The sequence below is a fragment of the Clostridium sp. genome, from assembly GCF_050717635.1.
Lineage (GTDB): Bacteria > Bacillota > Clostridia > Clostridiales > Clostridiaceae > Clostridium_AD.
This window is the reverse complement of sequence record NZ_JBOITO010000007.1, coordinates 95,067-114,853: the sequence shown is the minus strand read 5'-3', so window position 1 is coordinate 114,853 and position 19,787 is coordinate 95,067. Positions and strand designations below refer to the sequence as shown.

Annotated in this window: 21 protein-coding genes; 16 read left to right on the top strand and 5 right to left on the bottom strand. The window is 31.1% G+C overall.

Features of this window, described 5'->3' with window-relative positions; translation table 11 throughout:
• Positions 1–61: 61 nt before the first annotated feature.
• The 13 genes from ACREWB_RS03820 to ACREWB_RS03760 all read left to right on the top strand — a co-directional run bounded on the left by ACREWB_RS03820 (position 62) and on the right by ACREWB_RS03760 (position 11,886).
• Positions 62–1,741 (top strand): DDE-type integrase/transposase/recombinase, encoded by a 1,680-nt coding sequence (locus tag ACREWB_RS03820; protein WP_431546159.1) that lies wholly within the window; start codon positions 62–64, stop codon positions 1,739–1,741.
• A gap of 17 nt (positions 1,742–1,758) precedes the next feature.
• Positions 1,759–2,574 carry an ExeA family protein gene (locus tag ACREWB_RS03815; protein WP_431546158.1) on the top strand — a complete coding sequence of 272 codons (816 nt, stop codon included), beginning with the start codon at positions 1,759–1,761 and terminating at the stop codon, positions 2,572–2,574.
• Positions 2,555–2,740, top strand: a complete 186-nt coding sequence (locus ACREWB_RS03810) for a hypothetical protein (protein WP_431546157.1) — start codon at positions 2,555–2,557, stop codon at positions 2,738–2,740. Before ACREWB_RS03815 ends, ACREWB_RS03810 begins: the two co-directional genes overlap by 20 nt.
• A 28-nt stretch (positions 2,741–2,768) precedes the next feature.
• Positions 2,769–3,080, top strand: a complete 312-nt coding sequence (locus tag ACREWB_RS03805) for a DUF6618 family protein (protein WP_431546156.1) — start codon at positions 2,769–2,771, stop codon at positions 3,078–3,080.
• 107 nt (positions 3,081–3,187) lie between these two features.
• Positions 3,188–3,796: a condensation domain-containing protein gene (locus tag ACREWB_RS03800; RefSeq protein WP_431546155.1), complete on the top strand. Its 609-nt coding sequence runs from the start codon at positions 3,188–3,190 to the stop codon at positions 3,794–3,796.
• The gene (locus ACREWB_RS03795) at positions 3,793–4,011 is read left to right on the top strand and encodes an acyl carrier protein (protein ID WP_431546154.1); all 219 of its coding nucleotides are present in this window, start codon (positions 3,793–3,795) and stop codon (positions 4,009–4,011) included. The genes ACREWB_RS03800 and ACREWB_RS03795 overlap by 4 nt, the downstream gene beginning before the upstream one ends.
• The gene (locus ACREWB_RS03790) at positions 4,001–4,888 is read left to right on the top strand and encodes a thioesterase domain-containing protein (protein ID WP_431546153.1); all 888 of its coding nucleotides are present in this window, start codon (positions 4,001–4,003) and stop codon (positions 4,886–4,888) included. Before ACREWB_RS03795 ends, ACREWB_RS03790 begins: the two co-directional genes overlap by 11 nt.
• Complete coding sequence (locus ACREWB_RS03785) at positions 4,885–5,580, top strand: ABC transporter ATP-binding protein (RefSeq protein WP_431546152.1); 696 nt, start codon at positions 4,885–4,887, stop codon at positions 5,578–5,580. The genes ACREWB_RS03790 and ACREWB_RS03785 overlap by 4 nt, the downstream gene beginning before the upstream one ends.
• 1 nt (position 5,581) lies before the next feature.
• Positions 5,582–7,876, top strand: a complete 2,295-nt coding sequence (locus ACREWB_RS03780) for an ABC transporter permease (protein ID WP_431546151.1) — start codon at positions 5,582–5,584, stop codon at positions 7,874–7,876.
• Positions 7,877–7,910: 34 nt separating this feature from the next.
• Positions 7,911–8,606 carry a thioesterase II family protein gene (locus ACREWB_RS03775; RefSeq protein ID WP_431546150.1) on the top strand — a complete coding sequence of 232 codons (696 nt, stop codon included), beginning with the start codon at positions 7,911–7,913 and terminating at the stop codon, positions 8,604–8,606.
• Positions 8,607–9,145: 539 nt separating this feature from the next.
• Positions 9,146–9,838 (top strand): 4'-phosphopantetheinyl transferase family protein, encoded by a 693-nt coding sequence (locus ACREWB_RS03770; RefSeq protein WP_431546149.1) that lies wholly within the window; start codon positions 9,146–9,148, stop codon positions 9,836–9,838.
• Between the two features lie 25 nt (positions 9,839–9,863).
• Positions 9,864–11,480 carry an AMP-binding protein gene (locus tag ACREWB_RS03765; RefSeq protein WP_431546148.1) on the top strand — a complete coding sequence of 539 codons (1,617 nt, stop codon included), beginning with the start codon at positions 9,864–9,866 and terminating at the stop codon, positions 11,478–11,480.
• 154 nt (positions 11,481–11,634) lie between these two features.
• A complete protein-coding gene (locus tag ACREWB_RS03760; protein ID WP_431546147.1) occupies positions 11,635–11,886 on the top strand; it encodes an acyl carrier protein in 252 nt (83 codons plus the stop codon).
• A gap of 201 nt (positions 11,887–12,087) precedes the next feature.
• Here ACREWB_RS03760 and ACREWB_RS03755 read toward each other — a convergent pair whose 3' ends face one another.
• Positions 12,088–12,630, bottom strand: a complete 543-nt coding sequence (locus ACREWB_RS03755; RefSeq protein ID WP_431546146.1) for a cysteine hydrolase family protein — start codon at positions 12,628–12,630, stop codon at positions 12,088–12,090.
• Between the two features lie 871 nt (positions 12,631–13,501).
• Between ACREWB_RS03755 and ACREWB_RS03750 the strand changes: the two genes are divergently transcribed.
• Positions 13,502–14,530 carry a serine hydrolase domain-containing protein gene (locus tag ACREWB_RS03750; protein ID WP_431546145.1) on the top strand — a complete coding sequence of 343 codons (1,029 nt, stop codon included), beginning with the start codon at positions 13,502–13,504 and terminating at the stop codon, positions 14,528–14,530.
• 6 nt (positions 14,531–14,536) lie between these two features.
• Here ACREWB_RS03750 and ACREWB_RS03745 read toward each other — a convergent pair whose 3' ends face one another.
• The gene (locus ACREWB_RS03745) at positions 14,537–14,698 is read right to left on the bottom strand and encodes a hypothetical protein (RefSeq protein ID WP_431546144.1); all 162 of its coding nucleotides are present in this window, start codon (positions 14,696–14,698) and stop codon (positions 14,537–14,539) included.
• Positions 14,699–15,139: 441 nt separating this feature from the next.
• Here ACREWB_RS03745 and ACREWB_RS03740 point away from each other — a divergent pair, with 441 nt between their 5' ends.
• Complete coding sequence (locus ACREWB_RS03740; protein ID WP_431546143.1) at positions 15,140–15,373, top strand: hypothetical protein; 234 nt, start codon at positions 15,140–15,142, stop codon at positions 15,371–15,373.
• A 77-nt stretch (positions 15,374–15,450) separates the two neighbouring features.
• Positions 15,451–16,125: a hypothetical protein gene (locus ACREWB_RS03735; RefSeq protein WP_431546142.1), complete on the top strand. Its 675-nt coding sequence runs from the start codon at positions 15,451–15,453 to the stop codon at positions 16,123–16,125.
• 339 nt (positions 16,126–16,464) lie between these two features.
• Here ACREWB_RS03735 and ACREWB_RS03730 read toward each other — a convergent pair whose 3' ends face one another.
• The 3 genes from ACREWB_RS03730 to ACREWB_RS03720 are packed head-to-tail and all read right to left on the bottom strand — an operon-like array spanning position 16,465 to position 19,690.
• Positions 16,465–17,478: a tyrosine-type recombinase/integrase gene (locus tag ACREWB_RS03730; RefSeq protein ID WP_431546141.1), complete on the bottom strand. Its 1,014-nt coding sequence runs from the start codon at positions 17,476–17,478 to the stop codon at positions 16,465–16,467.
• Complete coding sequence (locus ACREWB_RS03725; RefSeq protein ID WP_431546140.1) at positions 17,475–18,455, bottom strand: tyrosine-type recombinase/integrase; 981 nt, start codon at positions 18,453–18,455, stop codon at positions 17,475–17,477. The genes ACREWB_RS03730 and ACREWB_RS03725 overlap by 4 nt, the downstream gene beginning before the upstream one ends.
• Positions 18,452–19,690, bottom strand: a complete 1,239-nt coding sequence (locus ACREWB_RS03720) for a site-specific integrase (protein WP_431546139.1) — start codon at positions 19,688–19,690, stop codon at positions 18,452–18,454. The genes ACREWB_RS03725 and ACREWB_RS03720 overlap by 4 nt, the downstream gene beginning before the upstream one ends.
• Positions 19,691–19,787: the final 97 nt, after the last annotated feature.

The window sequence follows — 19,787 nt, the reverse complement described above, 5'->3', positions numbered from 1 at the left end:
TTATATTTTCCTTATCTTTTGTAGAATTAATCTATAAACGAAAGAAAAGGAAGGTGAATTTATGTTTCAAGGAAGCATCAACGTCGATGATGCTATAGCATTTTTCAGGTACACAGTTATTCTACCACTTATTGAAGCAGAAGCAGGCACGATAAGAAAAACAGCTCATTCGCTGTCACAAACTGTTTTTAATGACCCTGTAAATAAAAGAACTATTACCTTTGGAGAAAGAACTATATTTACCTACTATGGCAACTATAAAAAGTATGGATTTGAGGGCTTGAAACCAAAAATAAAATCAAATAAGGGAAAGCATCCATCTATATCAGAAGAATTATTAAAAGATATTTTAAATCTAAAGGAAGAACTCCCTTGTCGTTCAGCTCAAAAGATTGTAGCTATGCTAGAGATAGTAAAGAAGGTTGATAAAGGTTTTTTAAACATTCGAACAGTAAACAGAATTTTATATTATTATGGTTACACGAGAAAAAATCTATCTAAAGATACAAGGGTTTATGTTAAACATGAGAAAAAAGCAATCAATATAATGTGGCAGTCTGATATTATGGAAGGCTTTTATATTTCTGATGGGAGTGGTTCCAGCAAATTAGTATACCTAATTGGTTTTATAGATGACCATTCGAGAAGAATTTTACACTGTCAATTTTACTTTGATGCAACATTAACAAGACTTGAGGACTCATTGAAAAAAGCAGTAATTAAGTTTGGGGCTCCTACTTCTCTTTATGTCGATAATGGCAAGGTGTTTATCTCTGATAACTTCAAGTTAATTTGTGCAAAACTTGGTATAAAATTAATATATTCGACCCCCTATCATCCACAAGGAAAAGGAAAAATTGAAGTCTTTTGGAGAAATGTTCAGAGCTCTTTTGTAACTGAAATTAAGCAAAATAAAGTGTTAAATATTATGGAGCTAAACGATATGTTTCAGGGGTGGCTTAAAACAGAATATCACGATAGAATTCATTCATCATTAAGCAAAACACCTGTTGAAAGCTGGATGGGTTCTTTAAATCAAGGAACTAAATTGAATTTTTTTTCGCCAGTGCAACTTGATGAAATATTTCTTCATTATGACGAAAGAACGGTAGATAAATATGGTTGTATTTCCTTTGAAGGTAATACCTATGAAATTGATGGGCAACTTGTAGGGAAGAAAATTGGTTTAAGATATAGCCCTTTCCATTTAGATTCTATTCATGTTTATTGTAATTGTAAATATTTTGGAATTGCAAATATTATCAACCTTAAAAGACAGAAGCATAAATCTGTAGGTACTATAGAAGAAGATCCCTGCTCAGATTCCGAAATATCAAAGCAGTATTTAATTAGCATAAAAAGCAATTATCAAGATTACCTAAAAGAACAACTATCTATAAGTTTATCTAAAAATGTAGTGATTCAAACTGTAGATGATAAAGTTAAACCTGTTGAAAATGGAAACATATCGAAGACACTAAAAGATAAAGATTATATTATAACTAAAACTGAGTTTGTAGAGTTAGTTTCGCAACTTTTAGATATTGATAATGTCACTTTTGCCGAAAAAGGAAAGCTCTACGAGCTATGGGAAACGTTTAAAGACTTCAATCGTGAGATTTTAATATCTATACTGACAGATATTAAAGAAACCACACCAGATTTTAAGCGGAATTTCTTATACTATCTAACTCAGCTTAAAAGTATATATTTATCCAAATTAAACAAAGAAAAAACTTAACCGGAGGTTGAAAAAATATGAATACAAAAGTTCAAACAGCAATTCTAGAAAGATTTGCACTAGCTAAAATGCCTTTCTTAGATAGGACAAAACAAAGTTTTAAGTATGATGAATTTAATACCAATTTAGACTTTATTTCCACAGTTTTTTATTCAAGACAAATAGCTGCAGTTACAGGGGCATCAGGGTCTGGAAAAAGTTCATTAATTTTTTATGCTATGAATGACCTTGATCCTTCTGAATTTAGAGTTGTTGGGGCCGAATTATCTAATCCTAATAAAAAATCTCTTTACAAGACTTTAGCGATTAAGCTTGGATTAAAACCCTCATTTAATGCTGATGATATAAAAAATCAAATTATATCCTACTTTAATGAAGAGAATTCACAAGGAAAATTTAATTGTGTTATCATCGACGAAGCGCATACACTTTCTATTCCAATGTTTGACGAGATACGAAGTTTTTATGATGAAGGAGGGAATTTTTCGCTGATTCTTGCTGGTCTACCTTCAATTATTAATCAACTTAATCTTTCCGTTAATTTGCCTTTAAAACAGAGAATATCATTATTTTTAGATTGCTCAGGTCTAAGCATTGCTCAAACTAAAGAATATATTAATTATCAGCTTGATATGGCTATATGTAAAAACCCAATAATTGATGAAAAATCTTTTCCATTTATACATAGTATGACTTCTGGAATTCCAAGGAAAATAAATCAATTATGCTATGCGGCTATGTTTGAGGCATATAAGCTTAAAACATCCATACTTACTGAGGAAATTTTAAAAATAGCGGAGGAGAAATTATCATATGGGAAACAAAAAATATAATGATGATACTAATTGTAAAAATTATAAAAGTAAAATAGATAAACTTAATAGATTCATTGTAGATTTGGAGTTTGATAATAGACAACTAAGAATGGAAATAAATTTTCTTTATACAAAGCTTAGCCAAGAAATGCCTACGGCAGAAGATTATGAAAATCCATTTTAATTCTAATAAAGGACGGCGATATATATAAATGGTGTTTCAATGTGTAAATCAATCTAAAAAAGGAAAAGAAACCTGGACGGGCAGCATAACTTCTATAGTTAATTATGGTAGCCATTATGAAATAAGAATTGATAGTCGATCTGGTATATTGGTGTTGATTGGAAAAACTTCTATGGGTAATTTTGCATGTATGCCTGATTTCGGTGCTGGATGCCACTTAGGAACTTTAGATGATAAATTTTATAGTACTGAAAAACTTTCTAATGTTTTGGGTAAAATTGATGGAATTACGGTCGCTTCTGCTTTATATTCTATCGCAGATAAGATACACTTTAAATAAGATATATTTAAAATATATGCCGTAGGCAGTTTAGTATCAATTATAAAACTATCTACGGATTTCTTGGGTATTCTTGCTGCAGTTTTTATTGTCTTAAGTGCTGCAAATTGGAACGTCCTATAACAATAACAGTTAAGAAAATAATAATTTTTTCTGAAAAAGAGAATAAAGTATTATTGGAGTTTAAAAAGAGTATATCAATATCTATGCAGACCCTTTTAAGCGTAATATTTATGAATGGAATTAAGAAAAGTGGTGGACTTAAAAAAGGTGATGTGTATACAGTAGGGACACCAGTGAATCTGAGAGATTCAAAGATAGTTGAGAATATAGTAGGACCAATGATAAATACAATTCCATTTATAGTATCATGCAAGGAGAGTATCGAAGATTATAGGCAGACACAAGAAAGCTTAAATTATTCTATTTCAAATAAGTTTATCCCTTATGCAAAGGTGGTAGAAGCCAATGATGGGATGGAGTTATTTCAAATTGTAATTACGGCTTTTCAGGAGTATGAAATTCCAAAAGGAATGAAAATAGAAGAAAACATTGTTTTATATCCGGAAAATTTCGGGTGTACAATTCACATTTATGAAAGGGATATCGATACTAAAATAGTTATTACTAGCAATTATTTCAGCTTAGATGACTTGAATTTATTGGAAATTGAAGCTAAAAAGATGATAATAAACTTGGAGGAGTGTGTAATATGAAAAAAGAGGATGTTATAAAATTGTGGAGTGAAATTCTGAAAAAGGATAATATAGATGAAAATAAGAATTTTTTTGAAAATGGAGGGGATTCACTAAAGGTAATGAAGGTGTTACAGAGGGCAGAGGAGGAATATGGAGTTAATATAGATATTATGAACTTTTTCCAAGATGCTACAATTGAGTGTATTACAGGAGTAGTGAAAAATGAAGGATAGAACTTTTTTCAACAATAGCCTGATATTATTAAGAAGAGGAAGTGGAGAAAAAAATATTGTTTTTATACACGATGGTAGTGGAGAAATTATTCAATATATTAATTTCTGCAAAGATATCGCTAAAGAATATAATATTTATGGAATACGGTATGATGCTAGTTCCATGACATATGCACCAAAGATTCATGATATTAGCGATATTGCTAATAAATATATAGGATACTTAAATGAAATTGGAGTTACAGAAGTTTATTTAATTGTTGGATATTGTATTGGTGGGAAAATCGCATATGAAATGTGCACAAAATCAAAAGGAATAGTACCATATTTAGTTTTGTTAAATGCAATTCCACCGAATCAAAAGAGAGAAAGAAATACATTCACACTAGAAGAGGAAAAAGTATTCTTCAGAAAAACTGGAATTCCATTTAAAACTAATAGAACGATAATTAACACTACTGAAGATTTATGGAGGATATTCAGTAAATTTTTAGTTAGACATAAATTGATTTTCTGGTTTATAAAGAAAAAAATGCCTATATATATGAAAAATTTAATTATGAAAATGCATATTGATAAGGATGGGGAACAAGTAATTAAATATCTAAGTTTAGTAAGAGGCTTTGAAGAAACTCATTATAACTACATTATTCCAGCGAGAAAAATAAATACATTAATATATTATTTCAATGCAGTAGATGAGGAAATCAAAAATTATAAGGAGTGGACTTATTTTGCAAGAGAAACATATTTCTTTGATATAAAGTCAGATCATATAGGATTAATAGCACCTGAAAATGTTAAATATATGGCAAACAATATATTAGGCGAAATTTGGGCAAATAATGAAATTGGATCGGAGGCTACAATAAATTGATAAAAGTAGAGAATTTATACAAAAGTTTTAAAAATGGGAATAGTAATGTTGAAATATTGAAAAATGTTAATTTAAATATTCCAAAGTCTAAATTAGTAACAATTTTAGGGCCAAGTGGAAGCGGGAAAACTACGCTTTTAAATATTATTGCAGGACTTGAGAGTTTTAGTGTTGGTAATGTTTATTGGGATGAGTATAGTTTAAAGGACATTTCGCAAAAGAAAAAGGAAAGTATTAGAATTAAAAAAATCGGATATATTTTTCAAGAATATTTTTTGTTGAATAATTTAACAGTGTTAGAAAACGTTCAATTATCAGGAAAATTAGTTGGTAAGACTAAAAAAGATGCAAAACAGGCTTTAGAAAAAGTAGGATTAGGTGAACATAAGTATAAACTTCCTGACCAGTTATCAGGAGGTCAAAAACAACGTGTTGCAATAGCACGTGCAATTGTAAAAAATCCAGAAATACTAATTTGTGATGAACCAACTGGTGCATTAGATACAGAATCAAGTAAGAATGTTTTAGAGGTGCTAAAAAAGATACAAAAAGAGGAAAAAACTACAATTATCATGGTAACGCATAATGAAAAAATAGCAAGGATATCTGACAAAGTAATTTACGTTAAAGATGGAAACATCGTAAGTGAAGAAGAGGGTGAGGCTTGTAATGTTGGAGAGGTAGAGTGGTAATATGGAAGAAATGAAATTTTTAAGGAAAAGTATTGTTGGGAATAAAATTCAAATTATTTCGATTAGTATTTTAATTGCTAGTGTAGCGTTCCTTTTTAACTATCTATATTTAGGAGTAGTATATGTTCAGAATAATTATGATTATTTAATTGCAGATTCAAATAGGAGTGATTGTTCCTTCATCCCAAAACTAAATATTTCAAAAGCTGGAATTATGGAACTCGCACAAGAATATTCAATAGATCAACAAGATCTACATAAAGATTTTTATCAATTAGTTGATAAGTATAATATTTCACTAAACAAATATTATAAATCAGAAATGGAAGACTTAAGCAGTAAGTACAATTTTAAATACGAAAAGTATACTTATAAAGTATTAAAAGAAGATGGAAAGACATACTTTATTACTGCATACAGTGGGAATATCAATCGTGTCATAGGGAAAGACCAAAAGTTGGATGTAGGACATGCATATGTGACAAACATTGAATCATTTTACAATGACAATAAGTTGACTATTCGTGATAAGAAATATTCCATTGTGGGTAACTATACAAGCGTTGATGCGATGCAGTTATATAGTATGAAAAACTCATCAAATAACTTGACAAAAAATAATATTGGAGTGTTTTTGTCAGTTGAGGAATATAGGTCACTTGATGTGGATGAAGAATTTCACTATTTACTTTCTTTTGAAGATGCAAAAGATAAAGTAAGCTTTGAGAAATACGCAATTGATAATTCTACTTATTATTCAGATACCATAGATTATTTAAAAAATATTGAAGATGCAATTCAAATGAATTTAAAGTTGGCATATGTGGCACTGATTGCATATATATTTGTAACATTAATAATATTTTATATTACTTTGAAAAATCTTCTTGATTCACTTGATAAAGACATTGGATTATTAAAAGTAGTAGGTGTTTCAAGATGGAAAATATCGGCATCAGTTACGATTATTTATGTAGTGTTAGGTATAGTTGGACTTTTGATTGGAAACATATTGGGTAAAATGAATATTTATATGATTCGTAATCAATTCGCTCAACTATATAATATTATATATTTGAAAAAGGCTTCTTTTAATTCAGAAATATTTTTATTTTCAATATTTATCCTTGGATTTATAATAATGGTTGTAGGATATCTTACACTTAAGAAAGCTGGGACTAAGACATTGATACTTTTAAAGAGCGAAAGCCTTTCAAAAAACAGTGTAGTGTTGAGACTAAGTAAAACAATAACTAAAAAATTACCATTAACTTATGCTATAAAAACGGCTTTTGCACTTAAGAAGATTAATAGGGTATTAATTATAGTAATAGGGGTATTACTAGCTAGCATATTTTTAGCTATGGGTATAGGACTATACGCAAAACAGTATACGGAAGTAAGTGAATTAAACAGCAGTGCAAAATATGAAAAACTATATTATTTTGATAAATTGCAGTATTCAACTGACAAAAATGTCTCATATCAAAGTGAGGCTAATATTGTTTCAAATTCAAATAAAGAAACTATTGAATTAATGGGCTTAAATATAGACGGAGATATTTTTACAAAATCTATATATGAGAATTTAGATGATGATAAAATTGTTATCTCGAAAATATTGGCAAAGCGAAATAATATTAATGTTGGTGATAGGATTAAGCTTCTACTTAAAGGAAAAGAAAAAGAAGTTCAGGTGCAGATGATATTAGATAGTAATTATGATAGTAGATGCTATATAAATTTAGGGACATTATACCATTATTGGATACAGGCTGATAGCTATAATGTATATTATGAAAAAGAAGATGGAGTTAAAATATCACAAGATATACTAGATAAAGCATTAAGAGTAGAGACTCTTAGTGAGTACCAAGATAATAATTTAAATAATTTTTCTCAGATTCTAATGATAGTAGGTATCATTTTAGCGTTCTCTGTAATAATAGTAATACTAGTATTTTCGCTAATTGCATCTTTAAATATACATGATAGTTTGAAGGATATTAAGATTATGCAATTTTTAGGATATAAGCGCAACAAAATATTTTCTAGTGTAGTTTCTACTTATCTTTTAGTAATTATATTGACCTTGTGTGGAGGATATTTTGTTTTCCCGCATATTTGTTTATCATTTGAAAATATGATGAATGTTAGTAACTGGAAATTCTATATTGGTATAGATAGTAGTTGGAAAGTCTATTTAGCCGGGAGTGTATTTATTATTTCTAATTATTATATATGGATGTTAGCAATTTACAGTACGAAAATACAAAAAAAGAAAGTAGATGCATAATAAAATGGAAATAGTTATGACACCTATAAATAAGATGAAAATTTTTATAATTCCACATGCAGGTGGAATATCAAGTAGTTATATGAGATATCGGCTTATATTTAAAGAAAAGTATGATGTCATTCTGATAGAATTGGCAGGGAGAGGTGGAAAAAGTAAAATACCATTTTACGTTGATTTAGATGAAGCAGCTCAAATGATAAGTAAAGAGATAGAAGAATCAATACATGTAGAAGAAGAGTATATTATTTTGGGACATAGTATGGGAGCATGGATTGCTTATGAGGTATATTATAAGCTTTTAGAAAAAGGCGTGAATATGCCTATAACTATGATATTTTCGGGAAATGAACCACCGACTGAAGTAAAAGAAGATGATAAAATATGTCACCTATCAGATGATTTATTTATTCAAAAGATTGTAAGATTGGGAGGGACATCAAAAGAATTGTTTGAAAACCAGATGTTCCGTCAATTATTTTTACCTATATTGAGAGGGGATTACACAGTTATTGAGAGCTATGTCCCAAAAGAAAGAATGGCAAAAATTGATAGAGATATAATTGTTATGGGTGGAAAAGCAGATAAGGAACTAACTGATAAACTCGAGTTGTGGAGTGACTATACAAGTGGAAGATGTTTTGTAAAATATTTTGAGGGGGATCATTTCTATTTGTTTCAGAAAGAAAAAGAAATTTATGCATTGATTTCTACTATAGTTAAACCTTAATCAGTGCTTGATCAAGATGTTCTAACCTGTTAGTAATAATAAAAAGATAAATATTAAAAGTACAGATTGATATCATAAGCTGTACCTTTAATATTTAATTGCCAGGCAAAATAAAGAAGCTATATAAGCCCTTATTAATTAAGTATACACGTAAAACAGTCTACACATTTACAAAAAATGATACATAAAAATCTGGTATAATCATTTCTGATTTTGGGTTGATAAACATTATGAAAGAATGAAGAATGTTTAATAATTTAGCGGTGGTGCTTTACAAAAATTTGGAAGAAACCTTAAAATCTCTTTCAAAGAAATACGCTCTTTTTATATTAAGCAACTATAGAATTACCGAGGAGAGGGAAAATAAATATTGAAGAATTCTATACTTCTTTTGGGTATACAGTAGATGATTTGTATGAAAGTGTTAAGAATATGTTCTAATAAAAAAATAAATGTAAGATGTTAAATTGAAAAAATGTTAAAAACGTTTACGGTATGGAAGTTAATTGGTAAATATTTTTAATAGTTGAGGAGAAGATATGGCGGACTCATATTTAGTAAAGATTAAACTAGATAAATCTATTGATAAAGTTGAAGAAATAATGAAGATAATTCCGGCTTGGAGAAGAGAAAAAGCCATTAAGTTTTGCAATAAATCTGATCAAGTTAGATGTATTATGGCTTATTTGTTAATTGCTCATGTAGTTAGATTAAATACTAATGATAATGTTTCTCTGTTGGACATGGAATTTTCATTTGAGGAATTTGGAAAACCCAAACTGGTATTTCCTAAAGGTTATTATGTAAATATTTCACATTCCGGTGAGTGGGTGGCATGTGTTATTGACAAAAGGCCTGTTGGTATAGATATAGAGCAAATTAAAAGTTTAAATATAGATATAGCTAAAAAATTTTTTACAAGCATAGAGAGTACTTATATTAATAAACAAACTATTGGGATGCAAGGAAAAGCTTTTTGCAAGTTATGGGCGATAAAAGAAAGCTATGTAAAAGCATTAGGAAATGGTATGTATAAGCCATTCAATACGTTTCAAGTTGATTTTCGTAAAGATAACGATGTTAATATCGTTGAATTTGAGAATATAACAGAAAAATTTAATGTAAAATATTTTGAAGTTGATTCTAAGTATATTCTTGCTGTAACAGCAAATAGTAATATTTCTATACCAATTTATATAGATGAGAAGTTAATAGAGGGTGAATTCCTTTAATAATATATTAAAAGGAGACAAAAGTATGTCAAGTACAGATACATTTTATGAGGATCGAGAAAAATTTAAAACTATTCAAAATTTAATGGATAGGTCTTTTACTAAATATAAAAACGGCATTTTTTGTAAATATTGCAAAGATGGAGAGATTTTCGAAAAAACTTATCAAGAATTCTATTATGACACTATTTCATTAGCTAATACGCTAAAAGAATTATCATTGCAAGGATTACACATTGCAATTATAGGGAAAACAAGTTATGAATGGATCGTTTCGTATTTAGGCATTATGAATTCAGAAAGTGTTGTTGTACCTATAGATAAGGAATTACCGGTACAGGCAAAAATTGAACAAATTTTGCTTGCGAATGTGACTTGCTTGTTTTACGACAATGATTATCTGGAAGAGGCTATTTGTATAAAAGAAGCAGTTAATAATATTGAGTATATAGTTAATTTCGATCAAAATATTGATGGTTCAATTTATTTTAGAGATTTATTAAAAAAACCAAACAATATAAAATTACAAGAAGTAAAAGCCGATGCAATTGCTCAGATTGTGTTTACATCAGGAACTACAGGAAAAAGTAAGGGGGTTGTACTTACTCATGGAAATATAGCAAGTGGCGTGATGTTTAGTAGCATGGTACTCGACTTATCACCTAAAGATCTAGTTTTATCAATTTTACCCAATAATCATACATATGAGTTGACTACTGGAATATTGACGTCAATATATTTCGGTTCCATAATATGTATAAATGAGAAATTGAAGCTATTAAAAAAGAATTTGAAATTGTACAAGCCTACAACAATGGTAGCTGTTCCAGCGGTGTTAGAAATGATGCGTAAAGAAATATTAAAAGAAATAAAGAGACAAAAAAAAGAAAATATATTTAAGTACGGGTTAGTATTAAGTAAAATATTATTGAAATTTAATATTGATATAAGAAGAATAATATTTAAAGATATATTACAAGTTTTGGGTGGGAATTTCAAAATTATTGTTTGTGGAGGGGCGCACTCAGCACAAGATTTGCAGGATTTTTTCAGAGATGTTGGAATAATAATTTTAGAAGGTTATGGGATGAGCGAATGTTCACCACTTATTGCGGCTAATACAGATAGATATTCGAAACCTGGATCGGTTGGCAAAGTTAGTCCTTTTTGTCAAGTTAAAATTGTGGATGACGAGATTCTTGTTTGTGGTAAAAATGTAATGCAAGGGTATTATAAAGATACAGCTGCTACAGAGGAATGTTTTGACGGAGAATGGTTTAAGACAGGGGATTTAGGATTTCTAGATAATGATAATTATATATATATTACAGGGCGAAAGAAAAATTTGATCATATTAAAAAACGGTGAAAATATTAGTCCGGAAGAATTGGAAAAAATATTATTAGAGCTACCTATTATTAAAGAGGCAATTGTTTATGGAGAAGATAACCTTATAAAAGCGGAGGTTTATCTTGAGGATGATGGTACTCAAGATTTAGATCAGAAAGTTAAAGATGAAGTAAAGAGAATTAATAATAGTTTACCATTATTCAAACAAATTCAAGCAATAAAGATAAGAGATTGTGAATTTGAAAAAACTACTACAAGGAAAATTAAAAGAAATATTACATATATTAATTAATGTAAAAAAATATAAGTACAACATGATAAATATTATGTGTGAGATAGGTAGTAGTATAAAAGAGAGTAGAGAAAATTAAACTAATATTAAAGTGAATTAGTAAGTAATTTAAAATTTTAGAGAATCTATATTATAATAAATGGAGGAAAAAGTTATGAATGAGAAATTAAAAGAGATTGTAGCTGGATATGCTGAAGTGAGCATTAATACTATTAACGGGGACTCAAGACTAATTGGTGATTTGGGATTAGGTTCTATGGATTTTATTGATTTAGTAGTTGATTTAGAAGAAACTTTTGATGTTGAAATTAATGATAAGGAATTATGGAGCATTCAGACATTTGGTGATCTAGAAACCTATATTACCAACCATACGTTAATTGTGCTAACTATGCCACAGGTATAGCATTTCGATATAAATATAATAGTATAATGAGAACAAAAATCATAATTAGGTCATTTATAATAAATTCAATGTAACAAGTCAATACAATATGTTACATTGAAATTAAAAAAATTAAGGAATGTGCAATAGCTTAAATGTGAAAGTAACACAATTACCATTGTGTTACTTTCAGTCTAGTTTTCTATTATTTGTTATTAAACGTTAGTATATTTTTTTAAATTCTTCAATTGTAGCTAATACTATTCCATATTTCAAGTATTTGTTTAACAAATTCGGAATTTTATTCTTATTTCTAGTGGTAATTGCGTCCTTGATAATTACCACTTTATACCCTCTGGTTTTTGCTCCTATTGATGTTTTTAATACACAGGCAGAAGCATCTAAACCAACTATAAAAACTTCATTAATAGACCTTTGTTTTAAAAAATTGACCAATTTAAGATTAGAAAAAGCATCACCTTTATTTTTAGAGTAAATATAATTGCTAATAATATTTACTTTTGAATCTATCTCACTTCCATCAGTACTTTTTATTAATCTACCTACTAAAATTCTATTAAATAAGTTATTCTCAATCTCATGCTTTATATATATGACAACAAAGTCTTTTTCTTTGCAATCATTAATTACTAAATTTACATTATTGATTAATTCAGCTGAATTATTATACGGTAGTGGTTTCTTTGCAGTTCTACCCGTAGTATCTTCCTGTATATCTATTACCAATAAAGCTTTTTTACCCATTATATTTCACCTCATGAATTAGTTGTAATAACTTTAAAAATCTTTCCATCCTCATTTTTTTCTTCTTTCTCATGGTTTGACATTTAAATAACCTCCAACATATATCTAGTGGTAAGAGCCTTTAAAACCTTACACCACCTTGTTTTTACTTTGAATACATGTACTTTACGTATCATTTAAATATATTACCGCATTCCATATAGGACTGAAAACACGCCCTATACTCCATTTGGTATCATTATAGTTACTTTAATTACTAGCACTATATTTATAGTATTTCATGTTATTTTCAGAGGAAAAAACAAACATAAACTACTATAAATATCATCTAATTTACTTCACTATATTTCAATAGATTTAATTTTCTATCTATGTGATATTATAATCCAGTTTATTTTGTTATGCAAATATGTTATATCTCCAATTGGATACACTTATACTTGAATAGATAGTCCTAGAAAAAATAAAGGTAGCTATAATGGCAACCATTGAAAATGATATGCAATAGAGTGATTTGGAGTTTGGAATAGAATATTTAAAGACATTTTCGGGATAATGATTTGTATAGAGGCTTAGATGTGTTTCGGTAACGTATCATTTGAAGAGTAGACAGAAAGTTAGCGAGGTAGAATTGATTGGGTGGTACCCAGCAGTGAATGATATTGAGCTTTGAAAAATTGGTCGATTATGGGTTATAGCATTACCTGACTAATAATTCGATTATTCCCATTTTTCTGGGGGATGAGCAAAAATACTTATAATGGATTTGAAGAAGATATTAGTTATTGATTATGCGATGATTACACGGAAGAAACAAATAATACCCTGAAAAATTTAATAATAAAAGAAATCGTAAGGGAGAGTAATAATTATGTTTGAAATAAGTGATAAAACACTACGATTAATTAAAAAGACTTGTAAAGGAAAAAAGCATTTAAGATTAACTGTTGGTTATTTAACAGGCAATGATTCTGTAATAAAAATTTATAATGAAAATGGGGAACTTGATTCATATAAAAAATATTATTATGAAATTGGATCTATTACAAAAACCTTTACCGCATCTTTGATGTCAAAATGTGTATTTGAAAACAAGATGTCACTAAACGATTCAATACAAAAATATATTGAAAAACTTATAGCAGACCAGTATTATCCTACATTACTCCGTCTTGCTACTCACTCTTCAGGATATTCAGGAAGCCTGCCATTGAGTAAATCGGAATATTTTAAGATGATTTTAGGTTTGATAAGCGGCGGCGGTGATATGAAGAAGAATAATCCTTTAAATATGGATTTTAACAAAATGAAAATGCTTATTGAGAAACATAAATTGAAAGATGCGGATTATCCATGGAAATATTCAAATTTCGGGGTGTCACTTATTGGATATGCGTTAGGAATTGTATCTGGCAAAGGATACTGGGACACGATGAATAACTTTTTACAAAATGAACTGGGATTGAGTAGTACATATTTAGGAATATCAAATAAGAATTTACACGGATATGACAATAAAAATAATGATTGCGTAAACTGGCAATGGAATAAAAATAACATTATATCCTCAGCTGGTGCAATAAGTTCAACAGCTGAGGACATGCTTAAATATGCAAAAATAAATATTTACGAAAGTAAACCATATTTGTCTCTCTGTCATAAAAAACAAGGATATGGGAAAAATAAGCATGATATGGGCCTTGGATGGTTTCTTTTAAAGAAAAACAATAATGTTATTTTGCATGGTGGGGGAACAGGATGCTTTAGTTCATTTTTATGTTGTGATAAAGACAAAAAAGTCGCAGCTGTAGTTTTAGCTAATTATGGGTTAGGTATGAATTGCAACGAAAATATAGGATTTTCTTTATTAGAAAGTCTTCAGAAATCAAAAGATGAATAAGAACTACTAACAATATTTCAATAACTTAATAGCAACGTCTTTTACTTCTTCTTCACATCTATTAGCCCAAAATCCCGATGGAAAGTTTGAAATTCTATCTTGTAATAATAATTCGTATATTTCTATATCATCTAAATTTGTAAGATCAACTTTTAAAATGTTATGCATACCAATACCCCCTTCAATTCTCTAAAGTATTGACAACATTTTTGAATATCAATCAATATTTTTAAACAAAAAATAAAGAGCCCAGTATCAATAGGCCCTTAGGGCGAAGAGATATATTTTAATTGGTTGAACATATTAAGTAGTTTGTCCACTTTTAATAAAAGTATTCATCATATTAAAAAACAATTAATTTATTATTATTGTAAATACGAAAAATTAATTTACCTCGTTAGTATACAATAGGCTGAAACTGCGAAACAAAGTGATTTAGTTATCGCTAATAACAAAATAGCAGACAATGTAACATCAATAGCTTTAAAAGCACCACAGACAGAACTCAATCAAGAAAAATCTGATAGAATTGCAGAAGTAGAAGTTGAACGTCAACGAATTAATAGTTTTACGGCATTAGCCACAGGAAGCACTACTGGGGACGCTGAATTGATTGATACTAGGATTGGTGCAGATGGTAAGACATATTTAAATGCAGGCGAAGCAGTTAGAGGACAATATAATTATCTAAATTTAAATGTAGTTAAGGAAAAAGAAAGAATAACAAGAGAAAACTTATTTAATAAATCTACAATTACAAGTGGGCAATTATTGGCAATGAAGGTGTTCTTACTCCCCTTGCTGATTTTGACGCATCTGATTTTATTTATGTTGGTGGACTAGAAAAAATATCTATTAGTCTTACACACATAATCAGGTGTTTTGATATTAATAAAAATTTTGTTTGTGACCTTGAAGATATGAACTCTATAGATAATGATAAAATAATAAACAAACCAAGCAACGTGTCTTATATTAGATTTTCAACATTTAATTGGGCGACATCATTAGCACAAGTAGGAGTTGGTGTTGATAGATTACAATACAAGTCATACAGTAAGTATTATTGCAATGATTTAGTAAAGACAAATGAAGTATTAGTATCAAAAACTTCTACAAATCCTGAAGCGTATAGAATTTTTAGCGAAGCCGTTATCAAAAATAGAGATATTCCGAACACAGTGATTACAGTTGAAGCGGGTGAATATGATGTATATTCTGAATTGGTCGGTATTTATGGAATATCATTTTTTGATAACCATACTACAAATGTAACAGACGGGTGGGGGCTTGAAATTGGTAATAATATAACTATTAAAGGTTCTCCAAATGCCAAGTTATTATTCAATTATACTGGTTCAAATGCTAGTGTTAATGGGAATTTTGCTTTGCTTATGTTGAAAAATAGTTACGCAACTATCGAAGGATTAACGCTTATTGCCTTAAACTGTAAATACGTTGTCCATGATGATTGGTATGTTAAAACAAACCCTTATGTTCACAAATGTAAAGATGTAAAAATGATTATGGATAACTCTAGTAATCGGGGGTTGTGTAGTAACGGGACAGAAACGGCAATAGGATTACCATATTAATACATATTATTTATAACTAGCATAACCGTATTGTTACCTACATGAAGCGGTAAATCAAACGCTCGTTTAAATTACTTTATTCTTCTTTTTTTATAATAACAAATATAAGCCATTTACAAGGTAAATAAACTCAGTAAACAAATCAAAGTAAACCTATTTACAAGTATAACCATTTAGTTTACTATAAACATAAGCACAAGGGGTGATGTAAATGATATTTGGATATGCAAGTTATGTGAGGTAATTCAAAATTGAGTATAAAGGCGATGAAAGCCTTGAATTACCAAGTGAAATACTGAAATTACCTCACATATTTTTTTTGAATTTGCAATAGGACATTTATTCTAGAAATCCCGGGAATGATTTCTTTACTGTTTCGTCTGAGTCATTTACAGGTATCACATTTGGAATTTTCCGTTCTGTAAGAGCCTTTGTTATCGCCATCTGGCTAACCTTTGCATAACGCTCAGTAGACTTGATCGTAGTGTGACCGAGGAAGTCTCGAATGTATATGATTTGGATACCGGCTTCAACCATATGAACACTTTTACTATGCCGAAAACTGTGCGGCGAGTAATTCGCTTCCCTAAACATTTCTGGACATTTTATCCTTGCCAACCTCACATATTTTTCAACAATATTGCGGATGCATGATGTAGTCATTTTTTCATGGGTTTGGCTGCTAAATAGCGGATGAGCGTGAGAATCTTCATTATCAAGCTTTTGAGACTGTATGTATTGCTTTATCAGCTTGGAGCATTCGTCTGTCAACGGGATTTCTCGTGTTTTTCTCCCCTTGCCATGCAGCTTTATTCGGGTTGGGCGACCAAACCTAACATCGGCGACAGTAACGTCACAAAGCTCCTGAGCCCTAGCAGCACTATCATAGAGGAAGCATAACAAGGCCTGATCTCTTCTTCCTAGCCGGTTTGATACGTCTGGAACCTTAAGGAGAATGCCAATTTCTTTAACTGTAAAGTAGGGAAAGGCAACACTTGGTGTTTTTTTAGACGGCACAGCGCTGATGCGATTGAAAGCAGAAAGTGCATCCATTTCACGCCTAGATGCATATTTGAAGAAAGCTGATATCGAAGCATGCCGCTGGTTTCTCGATGATGCGCTATAATTACGCTCCTCTTCGAGCCAAAGAATAAACTCTTCCATGAGTTCTACAGTAAAATGTTTATAGGCAATCAGATAATGGCGTATTCCTTTTATTTCATCCATGAATTTAAACAGGATACGAAATGCATCTTTGTACGAAGATATGGTATTTCGACTATAGCCACCCGTCTTTGGGAGATATATTTCAAAATAATTCCCCAGCTGCTGTATAAATAATGTTGTTTTCATTCCGATACCTCCGGGAAAACACAAGAGGTATAGGCAGCCATCTGGTCAACAACCTCAGCGTGCATCTCAGATGTCATGCGAAGATATTTCTCCGTACCATAGAGATCATAGTGTCCCATGTATGTCGAGAGAAACGGTGCAGATTCATACAAGTCCCTTCCCTTACGTTCCATTCGTCTGAATGAGTCTACAGCAAAAGTATGTCGAAGACAGTGGGGACAAATACCTCTGCTGACTTTGGTTCCATCCGACAAGGCTATTCCTGCACTTTCCAGTACAATACCGAACCAGCGCCCCGCCCAAGCTTGTGAAAAACGCTTATGGTTATGGCTTTCAAAAAAATATGCTGTATCTTCTGAATTGCTATGAAGCAGTTTGCAGTAGTTGCGGCAAATATCAGTCAGCGAACAATCCATTGGAACAATACGATCCTTTGACCCTTTTGCATTAAGGACGTGTAGTACCCCGTTTTTCAAATCCACATCCTTTAGCCGCAGTGTGAGTGCTTCATCAAGCCGCAATCCGCAGGCATAAAGCATCCTTAAGAGTACAGGGAATATAACCGGTGTTTTTGTAACACGTTTTTTGCGTGGCAGATTATCACAAACCGCAAACAGCCTTTTCATTTCTTCCTCCGAAAAAATGTATGGTACATAATCGTTGTTACCTTTTGGCCTTTCTGGAATAAATGCCGGAATATCCAATATACGCATGTATTTAGCAAACTGAGTGTAATAGGACACATAAGTTACCAAAGTATTGGCATTTAATTTGTTTGGAAATGAGTATAGCCATGAATCTATAGTTTTCGCTGGAAGGCTTCTTTCGCATAGTCCATGTTCCACGAGAAAAATGTCCAGTGTTTCCAATGTATAGGCTTCATGGCGTATTACATGACCTTGAGCGGCGCGTAATTCAAGAAAAGATCTTATCTCAGGCGAGAATACGCTATGGAAGTTAAAGTGTTTTTTTCTCATATAATCTCCTCTTCTCCACAGAGATACTTGTAGAACATTCCTGAAGGGCGAGGCACCTGCATCGCACATTCTCTAAGATGAGTTATGTCAACTTTCACATAATGCTGAGCGGTGTTCGGATCTTTATGCCCGAGAACTTCGGTTATAACTGGATAGCTGTATCCTTCATTCAATAGAGCGGTAGCAAGGCTTGCTCTAAGAGCATGCGGTCCATGCTTTCTGCCGTCTATCTGTACTCCCGCAGTCGTAAAAGCTCTTGACACTATGAGATATATTGCTCTATCACCTAATGGCCTTATTGGTGCATCATACGAAAGAAATAGATAGTCGCTGTTATGGTCTGATCTTCCACTGTGATGGGTATAATCCGAAATGGCATTCCTTATCTCGTCTGTAATCGGAAGCGTGAGAGGTTCACTAGTCTTTACCTGTGTAATTTCAATAACGTTTGCTGTAAAATCCAGATTTTCAAAGCGAAGATTGACAATATCAGAGCTCCGAATTCCCAGCCTAGCGATTAGTATCAATATTGCATAATTACGTTTACCATACTTGGTATTACGATCTACGGAGGAAAGAAGCCGTTCAATTTCTTCCGTAGAATATACTGACGGTACGGGGATATGCCTTCTAAAAGAAGGAACTGCTACACTGAAATCCCTTTTAAGAAGCCTGTGAGAATATGCATATCTGAAGAATCCTCGGACCGTCTTTCGAAACAAATCCTTATCCGAAGCATCAATGTATACGTTGTGAATTTGCTGCGGTTGCAGATTTTGAAGAGAGGTTATCCCGTGTAGCTCTAGCCACTTAAAAAAACGGGCAAGCGCCCTTGTACGAATGCGAACATCCAATGCACTTTTTAAAATGCCCTGAATATACTTATTATAGGTATTCGTAAAACTGTCAAAACAAGAATGGTCAAACTGCTCTATATCCCCAAACGCATAGCGTTCTGGCATTCCCAACAAAACATGATTAAGCCTTCGCATTTCCGACTTAAATACTCTAAAATACTCCAGCGAGAGTGGCGGTTGTCTTCTAGAGACTTCGTCAATAAAAGTAGCCCCGATTTCTACAGAATATTTACCACCATAATTCTGTTCGGAAAATACGACCAACTGCTTGATTATGCTCCTATGTTTTCGCATTGCCTTTTTACTGTACTGCTGCTGTTCCATCAAGTGGAGAACTTTCTGTATCAAATCAGTAGCATCAGTTTCAAACTGAATCATATCTTATTCCCTCCTGAGCTCTAGTTAGTCTTATTCTTTGAATAAGCTATTATAATTTTAGCCAGAGAAGAGAATAATTATGCGAGGTAATCAGAGA